The 22,505-nt window shown below is 67.6% G+C and carries 20 protein-coding genes; 8 read left to right on the plus strand and 12 right to left on the minus strand.

Features of this window, described 5'->3' with window-relative positions:
* Positions 1-307 precede the first annotated feature (307 nt).
* Both J0I99_RS08270 and J0I99_RS08275 read left to right on the plus strand, forming a co-directional pair.
* A complete protein-coding gene (locus J0I99_RS08270) occupies positions 308-1,027 on the plus strand; it encodes a FecR domain-containing protein (protein WP_291397048.1) in 720 nt (239 codons plus the stop codon).
* Complete coding sequence (locus tag J0I99_RS08275) at positions 1,017-1,724, plus strand: response regulator transcription factor (RefSeq protein WP_291397049.1); 708 nt, start codon at positions 1,017-1,019, stop codon at positions 1,722-1,724. Before J0I99_RS08270 ends, J0I99_RS08275 begins: the two co-directional genes overlap by 11 nt.
* On the opposite strand, the gene J0I99_RS08280 is transcribed toward J0I99_RS08275, so the two are convergent.
* The 5 genes from J0I99_RS08280 to J0I99_RS08300 form a co-directional block, all read right to left on the minus strand.
* Positions 1,697-3,022, minus strand: a complete 1,326-nt coding sequence (locus tag J0I99_RS08280; protein ID WP_291397050.1) for a hypothetical protein — start codon at positions 3,020-3,022, stop codon at positions 1,697-1,699. The two genes, J0I99_RS08275 and J0I99_RS08280, sit on opposite strands and share 28 nt — an antisense overlap.
* 192 nt (positions 3,023-3,214) lie before the next feature.
* Positions 3,215-4,420: a mandelate racemase/muconate lactonizing enzyme family protein gene (locus J0I99_RS08285; protein ID WP_291392099.1), complete on the minus strand. Its 1,206-nt coding sequence runs from the start codon at positions 4,418-4,420 to the stop codon at positions 3,215-3,217.
* A gap of 115 nt (positions 4,421-4,535) precedes the next feature.
* Positions 4,536-5,558 (minus strand): ABC transporter ATP-binding protein, encoded by a 1,023-nt coding sequence (locus J0I99_RS08290; protein WP_291397051.1) that lies wholly within the window; start codon positions 5,556-5,558, stop codon positions 4,536-4,538.
* Positions 5,555-7,051, minus strand: a complete 1,497-nt coding sequence (locus J0I99_RS08295; protein WP_291397233.1) for an iron ABC transporter permease — start codon at positions 7,049-7,051, stop codon at positions 5,555-5,557. Before J0I99_RS08295 ends, J0I99_RS08290 begins: the two co-directional genes overlap by 4 nt.
* A gap of 135 nt (positions 7,052-7,186) precedes the next feature.
* Positions 7,187-8,185, minus strand: coding sequence for an iron ABC transporter substrate-binding protein (locus J0I99_RS08300; RefSeq protein WP_291392095.1), 999 nt, complete (start codon positions 8,183-8,185; stop codon positions 7,187-7,189).
* A gap of 190 nt (positions 8,186-8,375) precedes the next feature.
* Between J0I99_RS08300 and J0I99_RS08305 the strand changes: the two genes are divergently transcribed.
* Entirely contained in the window at positions 8,376-9,587 is a 1,212-nt protein-coding gene (locus J0I99_RS08305) for an MFS transporter (RefSeq protein WP_291397052.1), read from the plus strand.
* A 58-nt stretch (positions 9,588-9,645) separates the two neighbouring features.
* On the opposite strand, the gene J0I99_RS08310 is transcribed toward J0I99_RS08305, so the two are convergent.
* Both J0I99_RS08310 and J0I99_RS08315 read right to left on the minus strand, forming a co-directional pair.
* Positions 9,646-10,950 (minus strand): mandelate racemase/muconate lactonizing enzyme family protein, encoded by a 1,305-nt coding sequence (locus J0I99_RS08310; protein ID WP_291397053.1) that lies wholly within the window; start codon positions 10,948-10,950, stop codon positions 9,646-9,648.
* A 16-nt stretch (positions 10,951-10,966) separates the two neighbouring features.
* A complete protein-coding gene (locus J0I99_RS08315) occupies positions 10,967-11,890 on the minus strand; it encodes a dihydrodipicolinate synthase family protein (RefSeq protein WP_291397054.1) in 924 nt (307 codons plus the stop codon).
* A 201-nt stretch (positions 11,891-12,091) separates the two neighbouring features.
* Here J0I99_RS08315 and J0I99_RS08320 point away from each other — a divergent pair, with 201 nt between their 5' ends.
* Entirely contained in the window at positions 12,092-12,823 is a 732-nt protein-coding gene (locus J0I99_RS08320; RefSeq protein WP_291397055.1) for a GntR family transcriptional regulator, read from the plus strand.
* A gap of 95 nt (positions 12,824-12,918) precedes the next feature.
* Complete coding sequence (locus tag J0I99_RS08325) at positions 12,919-13,575, plus strand: L,D-transpeptidase (protein ID WP_291397056.1); 657 nt, start codon at positions 12,919-12,921, stop codon at positions 13,573-13,575.
* Between the two features lie 190 nt (positions 13,576-13,765).
* On the opposite strand, the gene cydC is transcribed toward J0I99_RS08325, so the two are convergent.
* Both cydC and cydD read right to left on the minus strand, forming a co-directional pair.
* The gene (gene cydC, locus J0I99_RS08330) at positions 13,766-15,427 is read right to left on the minus strand and encodes a thiol reductant ABC exporter subunit CydC (protein ID WP_291397057.1); all 1,662 of its coding nucleotides are present in this window, start codon (positions 15,425-15,427) and stop codon (positions 13,766-13,768) included.
* Positions 15,424-17,166, minus strand: a complete 1,743-nt coding sequence (gene cydD, locus J0I99_RS08335) for a thiol reductant ABC exporter subunit CydD (protein WP_291397058.1) — start codon at positions 17,164-17,166, stop codon at positions 15,424-15,426. The genes cydC and cydD overlap by 4 nt, the downstream gene beginning before the upstream one ends.
* A 143-nt stretch (positions 17,167-17,309) precedes the next feature.
* Here cydD and J0I99_RS08340 point away from each other — a divergent pair, with 143 nt between their 5' ends.
* Genes J0I99_RS08340 through cydX form a run of 3 tightly spaced genes read left to right on the plus strand, consistent with a single transcriptional unit; the run spans position 17,310 to position 20,191 of the window.
* A complete protein-coding gene (locus J0I99_RS08340) occupies positions 17,310-18,884 on the plus strand; it encodes a cytochrome ubiquinol oxidase subunit I (protein WP_291397059.1) in 1,575 nt (524 codons plus the stop codon).
* Positions 18,885-18,895: 11 nt separating this feature from the next.
* Complete coding sequence (gene cydB, locus J0I99_RS08345) at positions 18,896-20,044, plus strand: cytochrome d ubiquinol oxidase subunit II (RefSeq protein WP_291397060.1); 1,149 nt, start codon at positions 18,896-18,898, stop codon at positions 20,042-20,044.
* A gap of 12 nt (positions 20,045-20,056) precedes the next feature.
* Positions 20,057-20,191, plus strand: coding sequence for a cytochrome bd-I oxidase subunit CydX (gene cydX / locus J0I99_RS08350; protein ID WP_291390032.1), 135 nt, complete (start codon positions 20,057-20,059; stop codon positions 20,189-20,191).
* Between the two features lie 3 nt (positions 20,192-20,194).
* Here cydX and J0I99_RS08355 read toward each other — a convergent pair whose 3' ends face one another.
* Genes J0I99_RS08355 through J0I99_RS08365 form a run of 3 tightly spaced genes read right to left on the minus strand, consistent with a single transcriptional unit; the run spans position 20,195 to position 22,458 of the window.
* Positions 20,195-21,223 carry an aldo/keto reductase gene (locus J0I99_RS08355; protein WP_291397061.1) on the minus strand — a complete coding sequence of 343 codons (1,029 nt, stop codon included), beginning with the start codon at positions 21,221-21,223 and terminating at the stop codon, positions 20,195-20,197.
* Between the two features lies 1 nt (position 21,224).
* Entirely contained in the window at positions 21,225-22,133 is a 909-nt protein-coding gene (locus tag J0I99_RS08360) for a dihydrodipicolinate synthase family protein (protein ID WP_291397062.1), read from the minus strand.
* Positions 22,134-22,146: 13 nt separating this feature from the next.
* Positions 22,147-22,458, minus strand: a complete 312-nt coding sequence (locus tag J0I99_RS08365) for an L-rhamnose mutarotase (protein ID WP_291397063.1) — start codon at positions 22,456-22,458, stop codon at positions 22,147-22,149.
* Between the last annotated feature and the right edge of the window lie 47 nt (positions 22,459-22,505).

Consider the following 22,505-nt stretch of genomic DNA (forward strand, 5'->3'; position numbering starts at 1 on the left):
TAAAGTCCGCTTGGCCTCGGACCCGTATCAGGACTTCAGAAAGTGGTCCAAAACGGAACACTTGCTTGTGTAACTGTTAAGGTAGGTGTAACCAAAACGGGCCTTCCCCAATACGGCCTTTAGTCGCCTCCAAGGCATGGCCTGTGGTCGGTATGATTCTTCGGTTAGCGGTAAACGCCCGTTGCAGCAGTGGAATAGCGCCGCGTCCGTGTGCCACCGTACTTGTAGGTCGCGAAGCGTGATCGAAGGGGGTGAGATGCCAAGACGATGGGAAGCGTCTTCATCCAGGCCGCGCAGGGTGGTGTCATTGATCGCCACGTCCCTACTGCTGCTGCAACTCAGCGGCCTGCAGGCGCGTGCCCAGGATTGGCTGGTGTCCTCTGCAGCCGGCCCCGTGTTCAAGATGGAGAACGATGCCTGGGTCGAAGTCTTCGATCACGAGCCGCTTCGGATCGGGGTCGCCGTTCGTACCCTGCGTGGCGCCCGCGCCGAGCTGTCGTCGGGAGCCATACGGATCCGGCTCGAGCCGGGCAGTGCGGTCCGCGTCGAGGCCAATCAGGGCGGGGGCGCCATCATCAGGCAGTTTTCGGGCAGCATCAGCGTATCGATCAGCCAGCAGGGCACCAGAGCGGTGGTGGTTCAGACCCCTGCCTTCACCATCAAGGCGGAAGCGACGAGTGCAGATTTCCGTTCCGATCTCGCGACGGGCCAGGTCTGGGTCGATCGGGGAGAAGTCGTCGTCGTCGACAATGTCACGGGCAAGGCTACCGAGGTCGGGGCTGGAGTGGCCACATCGACTGCGGACCCGACCGCAACGGGGACGGTGACGTCAGCCTTCAACGGCAGGCCGGATGGAGACAGCTCCGCCGGCGACAGTCCTGATCTTGCCGACAAGGGCAGAGGGACAGGGAACGGAAACGCATGGGGCAAGGGGAACGGGGGCAAGGAAAATGGCAACGCGGGCGGCAATGGCAACGGCAACACAGGGGGCAAGGGGAACGGCAATGGCAATGGCGATGGCAAGTGAGCCAGACGGAGCGGCTGACCTTTCCGGACGGATCCGCGTCGCCCTCGTCGACGACCATCCCACCCTGCTGATGGGAGTATCGGCGCTGTTTGCCAGCGACCCGCGCTTCACCATTGTCGGCACGGGGCTATCTGCCACGGCGGCCATAGACCTGGTCGAGGCCCACGAACCCGACGTCGTCACACTCGATCTCAGCATGCCCGGCGATGTGTTCACGGCGATCCGCAGCATCGTCGATACGTCACCTGGCACGCGCGTGTTGATCTTTACCGCCTATGCGGATGTCGATCTGGCCCTCCGGGCGCTCGACGCCGGCGCGCACGGCTTCGTCCTCAAGGGGCGTCCGGCGGAAGAGTTGTTCGATGCGATCGACACAGTCTCGAAGGGGGCGCTCTACATCTCGCCCGACTTCTCGCCCAAGCTGCTTTCAGGGCTCCGGAACCGGTCGCGACGCGAGAAGGCGACGGTCAAGCTCAGCCCGCGCGAGCAGCAGTTGCTCGATTGCCTGCTCGAGGGCATGAGCAACAAGGAGATCGCCCGCAAGCTCGAGCTGACGGAAAAGACGGTCAAGCACTACATGACCAACCTGATGAACAAGCTGAAGGTGAAGAGCCGGCTCGAAGTGGTGCTGGCGGCGCCAAGGCTGCGGGCGCCGACCAGCGGCGAAACCTATAGGCCCGCCGACGGCGACACCTGAGGCTGCTCGACCAGCGGAATCGTGGCGGTGACGCGGGCCAGCCCACCCTCGAAGCCGATGTCGAGCTCTCCGCCCTGCGATTCGACCCTGAAGCGCATTCCGGTCAGTCCCATGCCGCCCGGCGTCGGCTCCAGGCTGGACTTCCCCAGCTGGTTTAGGATCTGGATCCGGAGCCATCCCGCCGCCGTGCTGGCCATGATCCGCGGCGGGGAGCCATCGCCGTGCCGATAGGCGTTGCTCAGTCCCTCCTGGACGACACGATACGCGCAGATTCGCGCCGTGAGCGGCGCGGAGGCACCGGGCTCGATGGCGATGGTGCGGAGCACGTGCGCGCCAGTAAGGCTCTCGTGGCGCGACATGGCCGCTTCGATCGCGTCGGCCAGACTGGCGGTCGTGAGTTCGGGCAGGGCAAGCCCCGAGGAGGCGGCGCGCATTTCCTCGAGCGCCTGCTGCGCCAGCACCACGTTGTCCTGCTGCGACTCCTGGCTGGAGCGGCCACCCATGCGCAGGATGAGCAGGGTGAGCAACTGGACCGGCCCGTCATGGATATCTTGCCCGACCGTCGCCAGCATGCGTTCGCCCGCGAGGTTGGATTCGATGCGAAGCCGATCCGACGCCTGCTGGAGGGCTACGTTGCGCTTCAGAAGCTCGCGGATACGCCTGAGATTGTGCGCCAGCCTGATCCGTTGCGCGCCGATGATCCGCCCGGTGCCGTCGACCATCGCAGCGACCAGACCCAGGGAGAAGAAGCCGATGAGCGCCGCAATGACCCAGACGTCCTTGCGCGCCCTTCCCTGCAGCTCGCTGACCGACCTGGCGCTGAAGTAGAGTTCGGCGGCGCCGACAATGTGCTCCGGGTCCCCCGCTCGCAGGGGCGTATAGATCTTGAGCACGGGGACCGACGCTTGGGGGAGCCCGGGAAGTGCCGCCAGGGGCAGGTCGAGCAACTTCACGACCACATGTCCCTGGATGGCGCGCTCGAGGTCCACTCTGTCGCTGGCGTCCTGCAGTCCGCTCGAAAGCTGGTAGAGCACCCGCTGGTCGAGGCCGCGGATGTTGATCTGCAGCAACCGCGTCACGTCGTGGGCGGACCCGATGCTGAACGCGTCTTCTAGGCTGTCAAGCCTTTCCGGTGACAGCACGCCATCGACGATGGCGCTGTCCAGCTGGCGGGAGATCAGCCCTTCAATGCTCGCAGCTGCCGTATCACCGACCCCGCGCACGACGGCGCGCGCGACATAGTTGCCGGTCCAGCCGGCGAGCAGGGTCATCGTCACCAGGACGACCGCGACCGCCATCCCAAAGAAGCGCTGCGACAGAGTTGGACGGCGAAAGCCTGGCATCGTCCCCGAGGTGACCTGATTGTCCGATGCACGACAATAGCGGGGCATGGTTCATAATTCGTGGTCGCCGTCGGCGAGGCGGAGCCGGTAACGAAAAGCCGCCGGACCGAGGATACCGGCCGGCGGCGTGTCGGTCAGGACGGGAAGTCAGTCGAAGAAGTTCTCGTCGCCCTCTTCGAGGTATTTCTTCGCTTCCTTGGCGATCAGGTTCACGCCGAGGCCCGGGCGATCCGGCACGTCGATCAGGCCACCCTTGACCGGCATGCCGTCGAAACCCTCGGTGATGTCGTACCAGAACGGCTCGAAACGGGCCGGATACTCGAAGGCGATGAGGTTGTCGGGCATGGTGGCGCAGACCTGGATCAGCGCAGCGAGGCCGAGGATGCCGTTGGCGGTGCCGTGCGGGGCGATCGCGATGCCGTGCAGGTCGGCGTGCTCGGCCACCCACTTGATCTCGGCGAGCCCGCCGACGTCGCACGGATCGGGGCCGATGACGTTGACCGCGTGGCTCTCGATCAACGCCTTGTAGTGCTGGCGCAGGTAGATCTGCTCGCCGGTATGGATCGGGGTCGTCGTGTGGTGGGTAACGTCCTTGTAGACGTCAGGATTCACATAGGGGCTGTAATCGCCGGTGACGGTATCCTCGATCCACATCAGGTGCAGGTGCTCGACGGCCTTGGCGAGGCGGAGCGCATCGAGCGGCATGAAGCCCGGGCCGGCGTCGACGGCGGTGTTGTAGCCCTTGCCCAGCGTCTCACGCGCCGAGGTGATGCAGGCGACGAGGTGGTCGAAGCCCTCCTTGGTCATCGTGCCCTTGTGCGGGTAGGGGAACGGGGCATCGTGCTGGACTTCGCCGTAGAAGTAGTTCGGGAAATCCTTCACCATCGACGAGTGGAAGGCACTCGGCAGCTTGAACAGGGTGAACTCACCCTTCAGCGACTTGCCGTACTCGGCCCAGCGCTTGTAGCCGGCGGGGGTGTGCTCGGCGCCACCGGGCACCTCGGCCTGGTAGAGCGTGCGATAGGTGCGGACCTGGTCGCGCACCTTGCCGCCAAGCAGGCGGTAAACCGGAGCGTTGAGCGCCTTGCCGGCGATGTCCCACAGGGCATGTTCGATGGCGCTGACCGCCGAGCCGAAAGGCTTGAACCCGCCGCGCACCCGGATGCGGCGCATGACGCGCTCGACGTCGCGCGGATCCTGGCCGACGATCCAGTCCTTGAGCTGCAGCACCTGCGGCTTCACGTAGGGCTTGGGCGTCTCGATCTGGCTCCAGCCGGTGATGCCTTCGTCCGTGGTGATGCGGATCACCGGGCTATTGGCAATGATCGCGCACTTGAGATCGGTAATCTTCATTCCGGGAGCCTCCTCAAACCCCTACCATACCAGTTGCGTTCCTATAGCCGCATTCCGCCCACCGATGGAATGGGACTAAGGGCGAAACAAAGGATTTATGTGCGACGGCGGGCGCTTATGCAGCGGCCACGGGATGGCCGGTGCCGAGCACGATGATCGAGGCGCGACCCTGCACCGGCGCCTCGGCGCTCGAGCACTTGATGGTGAAGGTGGCGCCATTGGCGCGGAACTTCACCACGGTGATCGGCCCCTCGAACGACGCCGAGAGGATTTCGGCCGCCGGCTGGCCCTCGCTCCACGGGACGAGGCGAATCTGCTCGGGACGAAGCAGGATGCGGGCCCTGCCCTCGGCCGTCGCCTTGCCGACGCGGACGCGGCCGAGCGCCGTCATTGCCTCGCCCCCGGCCACTGCGGCATCGACGACGAGGGCATCGCCGAGGAAGCGTGCCAGCCGCTCGGTCCGCGGCTGCTGGTACAGTTCGCGCGGATCGCCGGCCTGCACGATGCGGCCGTCCTCGAGCACCACGAGCTGGTCGGCGAAGCTCAGCGCTTCCTGCTGGTCGTGGGTGACGAGGATGCCGGTGATCCCCTCGGCGCCGAGCCGGGCCTTGACCATCTCGCGCATGTTGGCGCGCAGGCCCGCGTCGAGCGCCGAGAACGGCTCGTCGAACAGCATCAGCCGCGGGCGGCGCGCCAGGGCGCGGGCCAGGGCCACACGCTGCTGCTGGCCGCCCGACAGCTCGTGCGGCATGCGCTGCGCCAGCGCCGGATCGAGTTCGACGGCGCGCAGCAACTCCGCCACGCGACGATCCTGCTCGCTGCCCTCCATGCCGAAAGCGATATTGGCCCCGGCGCTGAGGTGCGGAAAGAGCGCGCCTTCCTGGGCCACAAGGCCGATGCCGCGCCGATGCGCCGGGACGAATCCCGAGCCGCCGGCGAGTACGGTGCCGCCCATCTCGATCCGACCGGCATCCGGCGCCTCGAAGCCAGCGATCAGCCGCAGCAGGGTAGTCTTGCCCGAGCCGGACGCGCCGACGACGGCGGTCAGCCCGCCCACCTTGACGGAGAGGTCGACGCGGTCGAGCGCGACAACCTCGCCATAGGTCCGGGACACTCCGGTGAGCGAAAGCAGCGTCATTGTCCGATCGCCCGGTTGGATTGGCGGCGCAGGAGGAGGGTCAGCGGCATCGAGACCACGATCAGCAGCACCGCATAGGGGGCAGCCGCGGCATAGTCCAGCTCGCTGGTCAGGGCCCAGAACTTGGTCGCCAGCGTGCGCGTGCCGTTGGGCGCGAGCATCAGCGTCGCCGTCAGCTCGTTGGCGGCTCCCAGCGCCACCATCAGGATGCTGGCCGCGATGCCGGGGAAGGCCAGCCGCATGGTGACCTGCCAGACCGAAGCGACCGGCGACCGGCCGAGGTTCATGGCGGCGCGCTCGAGCTCGACGGGAACCTGGGCGATCGACGAGCGCAACCCGGTCAGGGCCCGCGGCAGGAAGATGAGCGCATAGGCGACCACCAGCGTCGCGACGGTCTGGTACAGCGGCAGCGCCACCCGGACGGTGATCGCAACCAGCGCCAGCGCGACGATGATGCCCGGCAGGGCCCCGACATAGAGGTGGCCGGCCTCGAGCAGGCGCTGCCACCTGCCGGGGGACCGGACTGCGATCCAGGCCATCGGCATGGCCAGCGCGGTGGCGACAAGGCCGGCGAGCAGGGCATAGAGCGCGGTCTGGCCAAGCGCGGCGCCGATCTGGTCGAGCTTCCACACCGCTGCTCCGCCAAACCAGAGCCAGCGACCAAGCGTGACGAAGGTCACGCCCAGCGCGACAGCGGCAACAGCGGTGAGCAGCAGCAGGGACGGGACCAGCCAGTGGCCGAGCGGCGCGGGCACGGCCCGGCGCGCCGAGCCCGAGCCGATTCGGGCATAGCGGCGATCGCCCCGCAGCACGGCCTCGCCACCCAGCAGCACCACGCAGCACAGCACGAGTACGCCGCCGAGCAGGTTCGCCGCCGGCCCGTCATAGACCGACTGGAACTGGTCGACGATGGCGGTGGCGAAGGTGTCGTAGCGCATGAGCACGAACAGCCCGTACTCGCCGAGCAGGTGCAGCCCGACCAGCAGCGCCCCGGCGCAGATCGACAGCCTGAGCTGCGGCAGGACGACACGCATGAACACCGCAAGCGGCCGCAGGCCCAGCGAGGCGGCATTGTCCTCGAGGGCCGGATCGAGGCGGCGCAACTGGGCGGCGACGGGCAGGTAGACGAAGGGGAAATAGGAGATCAGCGCGATCGCGACCGCTCCGGCAAGACCGTGAAAGGAAGGGAACGCGCTGCTCCAGGCATAGCTCTGGACAAAGGCCGGAACTCCCAGTGGCGCGACCATCAGTCCGGCCCAGAGGCCGGCGCCGCGCAGGTCCGTGCGCTCGGTGAGCCAGGCCAGCGTCACGCCGAGCACGATGCTGAGCGGCAGCGTGATGAGCTCCAGCCAGAGCGTATTGAGCAGCAGTTCGCCAACCTTGGGCCGGAACACCAGCCGCACGGTCTCGTCCCAACCGCTGCCTGCCGCCACCATGACGATGAAGCCGAGCGGAATGAGGCTCACCAGGGCGATGAGCGTGGCCGCCACCATGGCCAGGCCGCTGCCGGTCACCCGGCGGGAACTCAAGGGAACGCTATGCTCAACGGCTTCGGTCACGTCGACCTCGAATGGGGAACGGGGCGGCACATGCGCCGCCCCGCCAGATTGGTCAATGCGGCGCGGAGCCTACAACAAGCCCGCCGCCGTCATCAGTGCGGTGACCTTTGCGCTGTCGAGCTGGGTCGGGTCAAGCTTGGGTGCCTGCAGATCGGCTAACGGGGGCAGTGCCGGATTGGCCGCCTCGCCGACGCCAATGGCATATTCGAACGAACTGCCGTCGCGCAGCTCGGCCTGGCCGGCCTTGCCGGTCACCCACTTGAGGAAGGCAAGCGCCTGGTCCTTGTGCTTGGACGACGCGAGGACGCCACCACCCGAGATCGACACGAAGGCGCCCGGGTCCTCGTTCTTGAAGTAGTGCAGGCCGACGTTGGCGCTGTTCTCCTTGGTGCCGGCCTGATCACCGAACCAGTAGTAGTGGTAGATCACCGCGCCTTCGAACTCGCCCTTGTTGACCGCAGCCATGGCGGTGCGGTTGCCGCGCACCGGCGTGACGTTGTCCTTCATCGCCTTGAGCCAGGCCGAGGTCGCCTCCTCACCCTTCAATGCCAGCAGCGCGCCGACGATGGCCTGGAAGTCCGCACCACCCGGCGACGCGGTCCAGCGCCCCTTCCAGGCGGAATCCGCCAGGTCCAGCAGCGACTTGGGAAGGGTCTCGGGGTTGAGCTTGGCCGTATTGTAGGCGAACACCGTGGACCGCGCCGCAATGCCGGTCCAGTGGCCGTTGGCAGGACGGTACTCGGCCGGGACCTGGTCGAGGATATCGGCCGGGAGCGGCTCCAGCAGGCCGGCGTTGTCGACCAAAGCCATGGCCGGCGAATTCTCGGTCAGGAACACGTCGGCAGGCGAATTGGCCCCTTCCTGAAGGATCTGGTTGCCGACTTCGAGATCGCTGCCCTGACGCAGCGTCACCTTGATGCCGGTCTGCTTGGTGAAAGCGTCGGCCCAGGCCTGGGTCAGCGTTTCGTGCTGGGCGTTATAGACGAGGATGCCTTCATCCTCAGCCATGGCCGGCAGGACGGAAGCAGCCAGCATGATGCCGGCGAGCAGGGAACGGCGAAACGTCATCGGAACCTCGCAAATGTTGTGCGGCTGCCGATTAGGTAAATATGACCGCTTCAGTCAACAAGAATCGACCCTGTTTGGAATGCTTCCAAGCTGCGGGTCAAAGATCGGCCTGAACTGCCGCCGGGCCGCGATCGCCGGTTGCCATGTAACGGTTGTGTGACGGTGGTCGGTGTGCGATTCCACAACGATAATGACGCCCCCCGCCCCGCCCGTCCCCCGCTCTGCCTTCCGCCACTTCCTGTCCTCGCGCGCACTCTCCTCGATCGCATTCCAGGGGTCGGCGGTGGCGATCGGCTGGCTGGTCTACGACCGCACCCGCAACCCGTTCGACCTGGGCCTCGTCGGACTGTTCCAGTTCCTGCCCATGCTGGCTCTGACCCTGGTCGCCGGCCATGTGGCGGACCAGTTCGACCGGCGGCGAATCGGCTTCATCTGCCAAGTCATCGAAGCCGCGGTGATGTGCGGCATCGCCATCGGCGTGTGGCAGGACTGGCTGCCGACCTGGGGCATCTTCGTCGGCGTCGCGCTAATCGGGGCAGCGCAGGCGTTCGAGCGGCCGGCCATGGCCGCGCTGCTGCCGGGCATCGTGCCGGCGACACGGCTGCAGAGCGCGGTTGCCACCTCCACCTCGGTGATGCAAACGGCCATGGTGCTCGGACCGGCGATCGGCGGCGCCCTTTACGGCGCCGGTGCGGTGGTGCCGTTCGCGTTCTCGGCGTTCTGCTTCATCGTCGCCAGCGTCAACGTGGTGGCCATCCCGAGGCCTGCGACGCAGCTCAGGCGCACGCCGGTAACAGTCCAATCCGTGTTCGCCGGCGTAGCCTTCATCAAGAGCCGCCCGCTGATGCTGGGCTGCATCTCGCTCGACCTGTTCGCCGTGCTGCTGGGGGGCGCGACGGCGCTGCTGCCGGTCTATGCGCGGGACATCCTGCTCGCCGGTCCGTGGGCGCTGGGGTTCCTGCGCACCGCGCCGGCCATCGGCGCGGTGGCGATGTCGCTCTATCTCGCGCGCTTCCCGCTCCGGCACCATGTCGGGGTCACCATGCTATGGGCGGTGGCGGTGTTCGGGCTCGCGACCATCGTCTTCGCGGTCTCGACCGACATCGTGCTGTCGATCGCCATGCTGCTGGCGCTGGGTGCCGCCGACACGGTGAGCGTGGTGATCCGCTCGTCGCTGGTGCAGTTGCTGACGCCGGACGAGATGCGCGGTCGGGTCAACGCCGTGAACTCGCTGTTCATCGGCGCTTCCAACCAGCTCGGCGAGTTCCGGGCCGGCGTCGCCGCCGGCTTCATGGGGCCGGTGCTGGCGGTAGCAGTGGGCGGCATCGGGACCATCGCCGTGGTGCTGGCCTGGTCCCGGCTGTTCCCCGCCCTGCGCAAGGTCGATACGCTGTCGGCGTGACGAGGGGACTCGCGATGCCCGCAGCACCCCTGGGGGATGCCCCCTGGATTGGGGGGCCTTACTCCGGCCAGCGGTTGTCCGGGCGCCAGAAGCCGAGCTTGGGCGTGTTCCACTCGTCGGTGGGCAGGAACATCGTGCCCGGGGTGCGCAGGTTCGCCTCGATGGCATCGAGATCGAGGTCGACGCCCAGGCCTGGCTTTTCCGGCACCTTCACGAAGCCGCCGGCCATGTAGTCGGGGGCGAGGCCGGTGACAAGGCTCTCCCAGAACGGCAGGTCTAGGCCGTGGTGCTCGCAGGCGAGGAAGCTCGAGATCGCCGCCGCGGTGTGGATATTGGCCATGAAGCCGATGGGCGAGCCGGCGCAGTGGAGCGCGGTCGGGATACCCTCCTCCTCGGCATCGTCGGAGATGCGCTTGGTCTCCATCAGGCCGCCCGAGGTCAAGAGGTCCGGGTGGACGATGTCGACGGCGCGCGTACGGATCGCCTCGCGAAAACCGTCGCGCAGGTACCAGTCCTCGCCGGCGGCGATCGGGGTCAGCAGCGCGTCGGAGACGTGCTTGTGGCCGGGGATGTCGAAGCGCGAGACGGGGTCTTCCATCCAGGCGAGGTCGTAGGGCTCGAGCGCCTTGCCGAGCCGGATCACCTCGTCGGCGCTCAGGTAGCCCTCGCCGAAATGGTCGACGCAGATCTGCACGTCATTGCCGACGGCCTTGCGGACCTCGGAGACGACATGGGCGGCCTGCTCGATGGTCTTGTCGGTGAGCTTGACGCCGCGGCCGGCCATCGGGGTCTTGAACCACTTGCCCATGTCGAAGTCGGTTTCGTGCGGGGCATCGTGGCCGATCAGCGGATGCTCGCCGGTCTCGAACAGCGACGGACGCAGGTCGAACTTGATCCAGGTGAGGCCGCGGGCGCGCCGGCCCTTCACCGCCGCGACGAAGTCCTCCGGGGTCGGATCGTCGGGGGTGGGCGTGTCGCCGTAGAGGCGGACCTTGTCGCGATACTTGCCGCCGAGCAGCTGGTAGCAGGGCACGCCGTAGACCTTGCCGATGAGGTCCATCAGCGCGATCTCGATGCCCGAGACGCCGCCACCCTCGCGGCCCCAGTTGCCGAAGCGCTTGATGGCCCGGAAGATCATGTCGACATTGCACGGGTTCTGGCCGACGAGGATCGACTTGTACTGCAGCGCATTGACGGCATGACCGGCATCGCGCACCTCGCCGAGGCCATACACCCCCTGGTTCGTGTCGATCCTCAGGATCGGGTAGTCGTAGTTCGCCGCCACCACGGCGAGCCGCATGTCGGTGATGCGCAGCTCGGTCGGCTCGGAGTTGCGGTTGATGGCGTTTTCGATCGTGCTCATCGCTCAGGTTCCCAGGTTAGCGCCGGTGCCGGTAGGCCGGCAGCATGAATTCGGCGAGGTCGTCCATGATCGTCGCCGCCTCTTCGCGGGCCGCATCGTCGAGGGCGCGGAAGCCGGACTGGCGGACGGCGGAACTGCCGATGACGCCGCGCATCTTCAGCACCTCCTTCATCAGCGGCATGCCGTAGTTGCTCTCCATGTCGAGCAGCGGCAGCAGGCGCTGGAAGATGGTTCGCGCCCGCCGGTCGTCGCCGGCCTCGATGGCGTTCCACAGTGCGACGTGCACATCGGCGATCTCGCAGGCCGGCATGGTGCCCGACACGCCGTGGCGGACTTCCTCCATCAGGGTCTTGCCGGCCTTGCCCCCCATCACGCCCTCGACCTTGTCGCCGCACAGGCGGATGATCTCACCCACGGTCTGGGCCGGGTAGCCCGACTCTTCCTTGACGAAACGGGCCGAGGGAATCTCGTGCACCAGTTCGGCGAGCAGCGCCGCGCTCATCGGCGAGGCGCCCTGCCCGACGACGTTCTGCAGCACCAGCGGCAGGGACGTCGCCGCCGCGATGGCGCGATAGTGCGCCTTGATCTCGGCCGGCGAGGCCGGGTGGAGCGTGGGCGGCAGCGCCATCACGGCATCGGCGCCGATGGCCTCGGCATGCCGGGCATGATCCGCGGCGATGCTGGAATGCGGTGCCGAGACCGCGACGATGGCCGGCACCTTGCCCTTCACGGCCGAGACGACAATCTCGGCCGCGCGCTTGCGCTCCGCCTCGCCGAGGTAGCCGCCCTCGCTGGCGAGCGCATTGGCGACGACGCCATGCACCCCGGCGGCGAGGCAGAACTCCAGCGTGTCAGCGAGCCCCGCCTCGTCGAGCGCGAAGTCATGCGTGAAAGGCGTGGTGACGATGACGAAGATGCCGCGGAAACTCTTGCGATCCATGCTGCCCTCGGTTGCAATGCGAGAGGCGCACGCCGGACCCCGGATCCGTACGTCCAGTGTTTCGCGATGCCCCTCCCGCGACCTAGGGGCCGGTCGTTCGAGCCCGCCAGTCGCATGTCGACGGTGCCGGATCGTATCAAATCTGTCAACATCGTATACGATGCAACTTGCGTCGAGACGCGGCCCCGGGCAAGGTACGGCATGAGCGCAAGGACCAACAGACCGGTTACTCATGACGGCAAGGTCGAGACAACCTACCAGCGCGTCACCAACCTCATCCGCAACGAGATCATCGCCGGCGCGATCCTGCCCGGCGGCCGGCTGACCATGACGGCCCTGGCCGAGCGGTTCGGGTGCAGCGTGCAACCGGTGCGCGAGGCGTTGCAGCAGCTCGAGGGTGAGGGGCTCGTCGAGATGATCCCCAATGCCGGGGCCCGGGTCCGGGCGCTCGACCGCAACCTGCTGGTCCACGCGCACGAGATCGGCGAGGCGCTCGAGACCTTCCTCACCCGCCAGTTCGCGGAGGAGGCCTCGCTCTCGGCCATCCGCCGGCTCGAGGCGTTGCAGGCCGAGCACGACGCGGCCACGGCGGCGATGGACTGGGCCCGGATCGACGCCGCCAACCATGCCTTCCACCGCTTCATCAACACGCATGGCGGCAATCTCGAAGCCGCCGGCCTGATCTCGCGCTACTACGGGCTGAGCGAAAGCCTGATGAACAGCCAAGGCCGCGACAGCGCCTTCGCCGACCGGGTGCGGACCGAACACCATGCCCTGCTCGAGGCCTTCCGCGCCCGCGATCCCGAAGCGGCGGCGCGGATCAATACCGCCCATGTGCGCGGCACGCTGGCCGTGATCATGGACGCCTTCGAGGCCCTGCCCAAGCCGGAACGGCCCATCCATCGGCTGGCCGAGGTCACCACGAAAGCGTGATCGGCTTTCGTCGCCGATTGTGGCGCGGTCGCACTCGACAAGTCCCGCCGCGAGTCGGTTGGGTAGGCCGGACGGAAGCCATTCGCGAGATTGCCTTGACCACCCGACGCCTCTTCCTCGCCGGCAGCGCTGCGTTCGCGCTCTCTGCCTGTTCCTCGACAGGCCGGAGCCGGCTCGAGAACTCCAATGTCATCCAGGTCGACGAGCCCTGGGCCAGCCACTATTCGCTGCGCCACGACGGCGGCTTCACCATCCCCGGCATCGACATCCGCAAGATCCCGGAGCAGTTCTGGCGGCAGGACGTCGACTACTCCGGCTCCGAGGCGCCGGGGACGATCGTCGTCAATACCACCGACCGGTTCCTCTACCTCGTCCAGCCCGGCGGGCGCGCCATCCGCTACGGCGTCGGCGTGGGCCGCGAGGAAGGGCTTAACTTCCGCGGCACCGCCACCATCGCGCGCAAGGCCGAGTGGCCGCGCTGGACGCCGACCGCGAACATGATCAAGACCCAGCCCGAGCGCTACGGCCCGGTCGCCGCCGGCATGGAGGGCGGGCTCCGCAACCCGCTCGGCGCCCGCGCGCTCTATCTGTACCGCAACGGCCGCGACACGCATTTCCGCCTGCATGGCACGATCGAGCCCTATACCATCGGCCAGAGCGTTTCATCCGGCTGCATCCGGCTGATCAACCAGGACATCATCGACCTCTACGACCGTGTACCGGCGGGCACGAAGGTGATCGTCGTCTCCTGAATCTTGACCTCGATCAACACCGCCCTGCCCGTGGCGTGATCCTCTGCGGCCATTCCAGCCGGGAGATCACCATGCCTGCAGATGCAGCAGTCTTCGTAACAGCCGTCATCGTCGCCTTCGTCGCCCTCGCCGTCACCCTCGCCTGGGGCGTATTGCGGTCAGGCGGGCCCGCCGCGAAGTAGGCCACGGGTCAGCCCCGGGGCTGGTCGAGAACCTGCCCGCCCCGCAAACTCAGAACGCGGTCGTAGCTGTCCGGCACGCGAGCGTGGGTGATGACGATCGCGGTTCGCCCGCGCGCCAGGCTTGGCAACTCGGCCAGCAGCGCCGCCTCGGTCTCGAAATCGAGCCCGCTGGTCGGCTCGTCGAAGACCAGCACCGCGGCATCCGAGAGCAGCGTGCGCGCCAGGCATAGTCGCCGCGCCTGTCCGGCCGACAGGGTCCGGCCGGCCTCGCCCACGACGGCATCGAGCCCTTGCGGCAGGCTGCGGACGAAATCGGCAAGCCGGACCGTTTCGAGGACGTGCCAGAGATCGGCATCGCCGGCGGCATGCCGCCCGATCAGCAGGTTCGCCCGCACGGTGTCGAGGAACACCGGCGCATCCTGGGTCATCAGCGCGACACGGGCGCGCAGCGCCTCGCGCGACACGCTACGGATATCGCATCCGGCAACACGCACCGCGCCGGCCTGCGGGTCGGCAAGGCGCACGAGCAGGTGCGCGATCGTCGACTTGCCGGCACCGCTCGGCCCGGCGATGGCGACGGCCTCGCCGTCGCGAATGGTGAAGTCGAGGGGACCAAGCACCGGGTGATCCGGATCGTAGCCGAAGCGCACGCTGCGGAAATCGACCTCGCCGCCAGGCGCCAGGGGCGCGGGCGTCGCCGGATCGAGGACGGCGGCCGGGGTACGTGCCACGGCTTCGAGGCGCTCGGCGGCGGCTGCCGCCCCGGCGAGGCGCGTGGCGCTGCGCACCAGCATGGTGGACGCCTCGAAACTGGCGATCACCGCCAGCAGCAGGCCGGCGAGCAACGGTCCGTCGACGGCTCCGGCCTCGAGCGCGGAAAGGCCCGTGGCCAGCACGCCCAACATCGCCGCTGCGGCCAGTGCCTGCACGAGGCCCGCGGCGATGGCCGCGATCAGGCCGAGCTTTCGTCGCGCCGCGGCCAGCCTTCCAGCGGCGTCCGCGGTGCGGGCGGTGGCGAGATCGGTGGCGCCGAACAGCACGAAATCGCGCTGCCCGTCGACGCCGTCGAGCACCGACTGGCGCAGTCGCGACGTGGCGGCCACGAGCTCGGCGCCAGTCCGTCGCGACACCAGGACCAGCCCGATCGGCACCAGGAGAACCGCGGCGAAGAAGAACAGCGCATAGATCGCCGCCGCGCCGGGCAGGAACACGGCCAGTACGCCGGTCATCAGCGCGCCGGCCAGCACGGCGGTGCTGATCGGGCCGAGGGCGAGAAGGAACAGCGTGTCGAGCGCCTCCACATCGGCGAGCAGCCGGCTCACGAGGTCGCCGCGCCCGAACCGGTTGGCCAGCGGCACCAGCGGGAACAGCCGGGTGAACAGCCAGACGCGCAGGTCGGAGAGGAGGCGCAGCGTCGCATCGTGCCCGGTCAGCTTCTCCCCGTAGCGGGACAGGATGCGCACGAAGGAAAGGCCGCGCACCCCGGCCGATGGCGCAAACAGGTTGAAGGCCGGGCCGGCGGTGCTGAGTGCGGCAGCCGTCAGGAACCAGCCCGAGAGCCCGAGCAGGGCGATGCCGGCGAACAGGGTGATCAGCGACAGCAGCAGGGTGAGCAGCAACGCCCCCCGCAGGCGACCGAGAAGCGGGGCGAGAACGAGGATGGCCTTCATGCGATCCCTGCCTTCCCGTTGGCCAGGCCGGGCTCGTCGAGCACCGAAAGGCGTCCGCCGAGGATACAGAACGCGCCATCCATGCGCGCCGCAACCGCCAGCGAGTGGGTGACTACCACCATGGTGCGACCGCGCGCGAAGGCGATCAGGCCATCGAGCACGGCGGCCTCGGTCCGGCTGTCGAGATGCGCCGTCGGCTCGTCGAGCAGCAGGAGACCGGGATCGCGCAGATACAGTCGGGCGAGGGCGACGCGCTGCAGTTCGCCACCCGAAAGCCCGAGCCCATCCTCGCCGATCCGGGTGGCCAGCCCCGCCGGCAGCCGGTCGGCGAAGTCGGCGACCCGGGCCAGGTGCGCGGCCTGCCGCACTGCGGCATCGTCGGCCTCCCGCCGGCCCAACCGGATGTTGTCGGCAATGCTGCCGGCGAAGATGTGCGGCCGCTGGCCAAGCACGGCAACGTAGCTGCGCAGTCCGGACTCCGGAACTGCCGCCAGCGGCACGCCATCCAGGGCGATCGCGCCTCCGAACGGCCTGAGGCCGGCGATCGCCTCCAGCAAGGTCGACTTGCCCCTGCCGCTCTCGCCCAGGATGGCGATGTGCCGACCCGGCGCCACGGCGAGGTCGATACCGGAGAGAACCGGATGCCCGTCCGGCGTCGCGGCCGAGACATCCCTCAGTTCGAGGCGGGCGGCGGCGCACGCCTCGGCGGGCCTGGCGGGCGCGGGCGCCACGGCTGGAGCGACGCCGGGCAGGCGCTCGAGGCGCGAGTCCATTTCCGCCACGGCGGCGAGGGCGGCGGCGCGGTCGTGGTAGTGGGCGGCAAGCAGGCGCAGCGGGTTGTAGACCTCGGGTGCCATGAGCAGGCAGAACATCCCGGCGGCGAGGGTCAGCTCGGTGCCGCGCAGCGTCACCAGGTCGAGAAAGGTGAGCCCGACATAGAGCGCCACCCCGGCCACGCCGAGGGCGGCGAAGAACTCGAGCACGGCCGAGCTCAGGAAGGCGATGCGCATCACGCGCATGGTGCGCACGCGCAATTCCTCCGATGCGACGCGCACCCGCTCCGTCTCGCGCTCCGCCTCGCCGAACAGCTGCAGCGTGGTCAGTCCGCGCAGCCGGTCGGCGAAGTGGCCGCCAAGCCGGTTGAGCGCACTCGCCTGCCGACGGCTCGCCGCTTCGGCGCCCCAGCCCGCCAAGGCCATGAACACCGGGATCAAGGGCGCGGTGAACAGGAACAGCAGACCCACGACCCAGTCGATCGGAAAAACCGCGATTGCGAATGCCAGCGGCAGGATGGCTGCCTGCAGCATGGCGGGCAGATAGCGCACGAAGTAGCCGTCGAGCGCCTCGACCTGCTCGATCACCGTACTGGCGAGGGCTCCCGAGCTGCGGCTCGATGTCTCCGCCGTCCGTGCCGCCATGAGATCGGCGAACATCGTACGGCGCAGGTCGAGCTTGATCGCCTCGCTCAGGCGGACCGCAGCTACCTCGCCAAATACGGCGAGACCGACCCGCAGCGCGATCAGCAGTCCGATCAGTCCGATCGAGCCCCACAGCGCCTGGAGCTCTACGTGCTCGACAATGGCTGCGCCGAGCACGCCGGCGAGCACGAAGGCCTGCGCCAGCACCAATGCGCCGGACAGCAGCGGCAGGCCGAGTGATACCGCGAGGAGCCGCCGGTCGGCCGCCGCAAGCCGGTTCAGCCAGCGCCCCGGTGCGACATTTTTCGGCTTGTCGATCATCGCCTTACCGGGTGGAGAACGGGAGTGCACTTGCGGTATAAGTATGGTGCTTCGCTTTGACCTCGATCAAGGCGCTGCGACAAGAGTGCGAGTACTGCGGCGGCCAGGCCGGCCCCTGGCAAGACAACACAAGGCATTCACCCATGGTCGATCCGTTCGTAGTCGATCTGTCGCGTATCCAGTTCGCGGCGACGGCGATGTACCATTTCCTGTTCGTGCCACTGACGCTCGGCCTGAGCTTCATCATGGCGATCATGGAAAGCGTCTACGTGATGACCGGGCGCCAGGTCTGGCGCAAGGCGACGCTGTTCTGGGGCACACTGTTCGGCATCAACTTCGCCATGGGCGTCGCCACCGGCGTGGTGATGGAGTTCCAGTTCGGCATGAACTGGAGCTATTACAGCCACTATGTCGGCGACGTGTTCGGCGCGCCGCTCGCTATCGAGGGCCTGATGGCGTTCTTCCTCGAGGCGACCTTCATCGGCCTGTTCTTCTTCGGCTGGGATCGGCTCAGGCCGGTCGCCCACCTCGCGGTCACCTGGCTGGTTGCGCTCGGCGCGAATTTCTCGGCGCTGTGGATCCTGATCGCCAACGGCTGGATGCAGAACCCGGTCGGGGCGAGCTTCAACCCCGACACCATGCGCATGGAGATCACCAACTTCATGGAAGTGGTGTTCAATCCCGTAGCGCAGGCCAAGTTCGTCCATACCGTGTCGGCCGGCTATGTGTGCGGCGCGGTGTTCGTGCTCGGCATCAGCGCGCTCTACCTGCTGCGCGGCAAGCATGTCGAACTGGCCAAGCGCTCGATGGTGGTGGCGGCGAGCTTCGGGCTCGCCTCGGCGCTGTCGGTGGTCGTGCTCGGCGATGAGTCCGGCTACGTCGCGACCGAACACCAGAAGATGAAGATCGCCGCCATGGAGGCCATGTTCGAGACCGAGCCGGCCCCGGCGGCGCTGACGCTGTTCGCCATCCCCGGCGCCGACGGCCGTCCGGCCTTCCAGGTCCAGTTCCCCTGGATCCTTGGGCTGATCACCACGCGTTCGCTGGACCGCGACCTGCCGGGCATCACCGAGCTTACCGAACATGCGGCGCTGCGCATTGCCAACGGGCTCAAGGCGTATGTCGCGCTGCAGGCCGTCAAGGCCGACGCGACCGACAGCGGCGCCCGGGCCACGTTCGACGCGGCCAAGACCGATCTCGGTTATGCGCTATTGTTGAAGAAGTACCGGCCCGACATCGAGAATGCGACCGGCGAGGAGATCGTCAAGGCCTCGCTCGACACGGTGCCGGACGTGTGGCCGCTGTTCTGGAGCTTCCGCATCATGGTGGCCTGCGGGTTCTTCTTCATCGCCTTCTTCGCGCTGTGGTTCTACAAGGCCGCGGTTCACCGGCTCGACAACCAGCGCTGGCTGCTGTGGACCTGCGTGCTGGCCCTGCCGCTGCCGTGGCTTGCCATCGAGCTCGGCTGGCTGATCGCCGAGTACGGCCGGCAGCCATGGGTGGTCGAAGGGGTCCTGCCGACCTTCTATGCGGCCTCGGGCCTGAAGGTCTCGGACCTGGTCATCTCGCTAGTCTTCTTCGTGGCGCTCTACACGGCCCTGATCGTGGTCGAGCTCTTCCTCATGGTCAAAGCCATCCGGAAGGGCCCCTCGGACAGCTTCGGTCTTGATGACGACGCCGAACCGGTCGAGCCGGCCGAAGCGATTCCCGCCAGGTAAGGAGCAATCAAATGAGTGTCGTTCCCCTCGACTACGAAGTGCTCCGCCTGGTCTGGTGGCTGCTGCTCGGCATCCTGCTCATCGGCTTTGCCGTGATGGGCGGCCGCGACCTCGGCATGGGCATGCTCCATCCCTTCGCCGCCCGTACCGACGAGGAGCGGCGCGTGCTGCTCAATCTCGCCGGTCCGACCTGGGAGGGCAACCAGGTGTGGCTGATCCTCGGCGGCGGCGCGATCTTCGCGGCCTTCCCGCCGCTCTATGCGGTCAGCTTCTCGGGCTTCTACATCGCCATGATCGCGATCCTGCTGGCGCTGATCCTGAGGCCGGTCGGCTTCAAGTACCGCGGCAAGATCGCAGATTTGCGCTGGCGCGCCACCTGGGACTGGGCCCTGTTCGTGGGCGGCTTCGTGCCCTCGCTGGTGTTCGGCGTGGCGGTGGGCAACCTGTTCCTCGGCGCACCCTTCCGCTTCGACGAGACATTGCGGGTGACCTACGAAGGCAACTTCTTCGGGCTGCTCACCCCGTTCGCGCTGCTCGCCGGCCTCGTCAGCGTCGCCATGCTGGTCACGCAGGGCGCAACGGTGATCGCCGCTCGCACGGATGGTGAGCTGGCCGAACGCGCCCGCCGGTACGGGCGCTTGGCCGCCTTGGCGACCGTGGTGCTGTTCGCCCTGGGTGGGCTGGTCGCCCTGTTCGTGCTCAGCGGCTACAGGGTGACAAGCCCGATCAACCCGGTCGGACCCTCGAACCCGCTCGGCAAGACGGTCGTGCTCGAGGCCGGCGCGTGGCGGACCAATTACGGGCTGATGCCGTGGATGATTGCCGCGCCGATCCTTGCCGTGCTGGGCAGCCTCGTTGCCTGGTGGGCGCTGGGGGCCAGGCGCGGCCTCGTCGGCCTGCTCGGCTCGAGTGTCGCGATCCTGGGCATCATCGCCACGGCGGGGCTGACGCTGTTCCCGTTCTTCCTGCCCAGTTCGATCGACCCGGCCTCCAGCCTCACGCTATGGGACGCCTCATCGAGCCAGCTGACGCTGTTCACCATGCTGCTCGCCACGGTGGTCTTCCTGCCGATCGTTCTCATCTACACCGCCTTCGTCTTCCGCGTGATGCGCGGACCGGTGACGTCGCGGAGCCTGGGCAAGAACCCCAACGCCTACTGAAGGAGAGAACGCATGTGGTACTTCTCATGGATTCTGGGCGTCGGACTCGCGTGTGCCTTCGGCATCCTCAACGCCATGTGGTACGAGTTCCGCGACGACGCGGAACAGGCCAGGTCGCACCCGGACAGCAACAGGCCGGCAACCTGACGATCAGGGGGTCGGCGCGTCCTCGCGCAGCAACCCCTCGGCCTTGAGTTCGGCCCACAGGTCGACCGGAATCTCGACCCGCATGCTTTGCACATTGCGTCGTGGGTGATCGGGATGGAAGGCCCCCGGGATCACCGAGGCGACGACGGGATGATGCAGGGTGAATTGCAGCGCCGCTGCCGCCAGCGGCACGCCGTGGCGGGCGCAGACGGCCTCCATCCTGCCGACCCGCTGCAACTGTTCCTCGCTGGCGATGGCGTAGTTGTAGCGCGCCCCCGGTACCGGCCCGGTGGCGAGAATGCCGGAGGCGAACACGCCGCCGATGATGACGCCGACGCCGCGGGCCGCGCAGAGCGGGAACTCCCTGTCCAGCACGGGTTGCTCGGCCAGCGTGTAGGGCAGCGCGACGAGGAAGAAATCGAGGTCGACCAGGTCGAGAAAGCGGGGGATGGTGCCCAGCCCGTTCACCCCCGCGCCATAGGCCTTGATCAGGCCGGCCTTCTTGAGGTCCTCGAGCGCCCGGATACCTCCGGTGGCGAGCTGGTGCAGGTGCGCCGTCACCAGTTCTTCCGATCCGAGATTGCCCGCATCAAGGTCGTGGACCACCAGGATGTCGATGCGATTCATGCCGAGCCGCAGCAGGCTGTCCTCATAGGCCCGCATGATGCCGGCGTAGGAATAGTCGTGGTGATGCTCGAACTGCAGGCCGTGCTCCCAGGCGCGCGGCGACCGGGCGAAGGCGACGGGGTCGGCCGGGGCGGTGAACCGGCGCCCGACCTTGGTGGAGAGGATCACCTGTTCGCGCGGGCGCCGATAGAGGGCACGACCGAAGCGTTGCTCGCTGAGGCCGCGACCGTACCACGGCGAGGTGTCGTAGAACCGGATGCCGGCATCCCAGGCGGCGGCGAGTGTCGCATCGGACTGGCTGTCCTCGATGACGCCGAAGATGTTGCCGAGCGTCGCGCCACCCATGCCGAGGGCCGGCAGCTCGAGCGAGGTGCGGCCAAGGCGGCGCAGCGCGAACGGATCCATGTCAGCCTCCGAAGGCTACCGGTGTCGGAACGATGGTGGCCAGCAGCTCGTCGATCTCGCGCTGGGTGATCGGATCGACCGCCGTGGTCGGGCTGCGCACCAGTGCCGTCCGGATGATGCCGCGACGCACCAGCAGCTGCTTGTGGATGGCGTAGTAGATGTCGCCGCCCTGGTTGCCGAGCCGGTTCACCGCCATGATCGTCGCGTCGAAGCGCGTGCGCGCCGCCGTCTCGTCGCCGGCCTGGAACGCGTCCCAGACGGCGACGAAATCGGCCGGCTGGCTGCAGAACGGCATGGTGCCGTGCGCCCCGCGCCGCATCTCCTCGATGAAGTAGGAGCCGCCGGCGCCCCCGAAGATGGTCAGCCGATCGCCCGCCGCCGCCGACATGGCGTGCACCTTGGAGGTCACCGGCAGGGTCTCGACCTTGATGTAGGTGACGTTCCGGCAGGCGTCCGCAATGCGCAACGCCAGCGCGGGCGAGATCGGCCCCTGCGGCACGTCCTGCAGGATGATCGGGATGCCCACCGCGGCGTCGATCGCCTTGTAGTAGTCGAAGATCTCGTCGGAGCTGACCGGCATGAACGAGGGCGGAATCACCATCAGCGCATCGGCGCCGGCGGCCTCGGCGGCCTTCGAATAGAACACCGCCAGGTCGGTGCCGGCGGCACCCGAGTTGATGATGACGGGCACGCGGCCATTCACCGCCTGCACCGTCGCCGCGGTGATCTGGGCGCGCTCGGCCTCGTTGAACTTGAACACCTCGCTGCCCAGCGCCACGCCGAGGCCATGCACGCCCGCCGCGATGTTGAACTCGATCAGGCGCGCAAGGCTCTCCTCGTCGATGCTCCCGTCGAGATGGAAGGGCGTGACGAGAATGGGCACGACGCCCCTGATGGCGACCGAAGACATTGAGCGAGCTTTCCTAGCGATTTTCGAAGTTGAACATTTCCTCGACCGGCCACTGCACCGGCGAGAAGTCGGGGTTGGTTTCCATGTAGGGCGCCATCATCTCCCACCAGCGCCAGGTGAGGTCGCTGACCGGGGTGCCCGGATCGGGCGCGGTGTCGCGCTCCATGTAAGCGAAGAGATCGAGCCCGTTGCGGTAGATCGAGAAGGTGCGCACGCCGTCGCGCTTCATGGCCTCGAGCATCTCGGGCCAGATCTCGTCGTGCTTTTGCTTGTAGATCACCTCGTTGCCGGGCTTCAGCTTCATCATCCAGGCGATGCGGACCATTCTCAAATCCTCGCGGTCGGCACGCCGCCGCCATTTTCGATGCAGAT

Source organism: Devosia sp. (genome assembly GCF_017307495.1).
In the GTDB taxonomy this organism is placed as follows: Bacteria; Pseudomonadota; Alphaproteobacteria; order Rhizobiales; family Devosiaceae; genus Devosia_A.